Genomic DNA, 1,506 nt, shown 5'->3' with positions numbered 1-1,506 from the left:
CGTGACGAAGGCAGGCTCCGATGCATGCGGAGCCTGCCCTTTCGATCGTCCGATAGCCGTTGTGTGATGGGCCGGTGCAATCTTGCCGGCCCCGTGACGTACCTTATTCCCTGACTTTCCAAGGCATGGATTCCATGGTCCGCAAAGCGTTGTTCATGACCCTACTGCTTGCACTGCTGTGCACAGTGGGCCTTGGTCTGCTGAAGGCACCCACGCTTGTTGGACCGCAGACAGCCAAAACCCCGGCATTCTGCCCTCGCTTTGGCGAAAATCCGCCGAAAGCGCTGCCACTGCCTGGGCGAGCGACATCGGTGGGATTCCTCGGCAGTGGCGTGCTGATCGTGGACGAAGACGGCAACGTATGGACCTATACCCGCGCCGATACCCAGTGCGATGACCCTGCCCCTGTCCGCCTCGTGGATGCAACCGTGTTTGCCAAGGCGTTTCCCGATGCCGGAAAGATCGTCCAGGTCACCGGAAGGGCGGTACTGACCGAACATGGCCGCACTTTCCTCGCCACCGGCTGGAGCGTTCCGATCTCCTGCAGCACCGGCCCACGTCCATGCCCCAGTCTGGAGAGCGTGGACGTGCCCGAGACCGCTAGCCTGGCCGCGGGCGATCAGCACTTGCTGTTGGTGGGCACCGAGGGCTTGCTGTGGTCGCAAGGCCTCAACGACTGCGGGCAGCTGGCACGCCAAACGACGCAGACGAATACACCCTATGCCAAGCGAGTACCCGATTTCAGGCCCGTAGCATCCGTCGCCGCGGGAATGCGCGGCAGCATGGCGCTGGACAAAAACGGGCAGGTGTGGACATGGGGCAATCTGTCCCACCCCAATTTCGATTCCACCTGGGGCACGCAGCCTGTACCCGGTTGGAGCTACTGCCCCTTCCCCGACCACGATGACGAGGCGCAGCATCTTTCCGGCAAGGTAGATGGCATGCCGCGCAAAGTCGAGGGGCTTCCGGCCATCACGCAGGTGTCCGCCAACTACGCCAGCGACTTCGCACTCGACATCCACGGTGTCGTATGGGGCTGGGGTTACAACAGCTGCGGGCAGCTCGGTGTGCCACCGCAACTGAGCCCTGTGCAGATGACCTACAGTGAAAAGCCGTTACGCGTCCAAGGGCTTCCTTCCATCAGGCAGATCGCTGCAGGCAGGCGCCATGTGCTGGCGCTTGATGCCGAAGGCCAAGTCTGGGCATGGGGTGAAAACCAGGATACGGAAATCGGCCCGCGCTTCCGCGCGCTAGACGGACTGCAGGCGACGTGCACGGCCGAAGGCCCGGGAGGCGAGTACGCAGGCTATACGCCCTGGCCGCGCCAGGTGCCGGGCATCGGGCACATCACGCGCATCGCCGCCGGACACAACAGCAGCGCCGCCATCGACGATCAAGGAAAGGTGTGGGTGTGGGGAAGGCACTGAGCGTGCACCGCTCAGCGCACTCGTCGACACATCATTCGCCGACCGACACGAAGCTTGCTTTCAAAGGTGCTTGCTGCGC

At 63.2% G+C, this 1,506-nt stretch carries 1 protein-coding gene; it reads left to right on the top strand.

All coding sequences use genetic code 11. The features are described from left to right. The first annotated feature begins 134 nt into the window (after window positions 1-134). Window positions 135-1,427 (top strand): RCC1 domain-containing protein, encoded by a 1,293-nt coding sequence (locus H8F01_RS20070; protein ID WP_187056770.1) that lies wholly within the window; start codon window positions 135-137, stop codon window positions 1,425-1,427. Window positions 1,428-1,506 lie beyond the last annotated feature (79 nt).

This window comes from Dyella telluris, assembly GCF_014297575.1.
Classification (GTDB): domain Bacteria; phylum Pseudomonadota; class Gammaproteobacteria; order Xanthomonadales; family Rhodanobacteraceae; genus Dyella; species Dyella telluris.
Note: the sequence above shows the minus strand (reverse complement) of the source record. Positions and strands in the feature narration are given on the sequence as shown.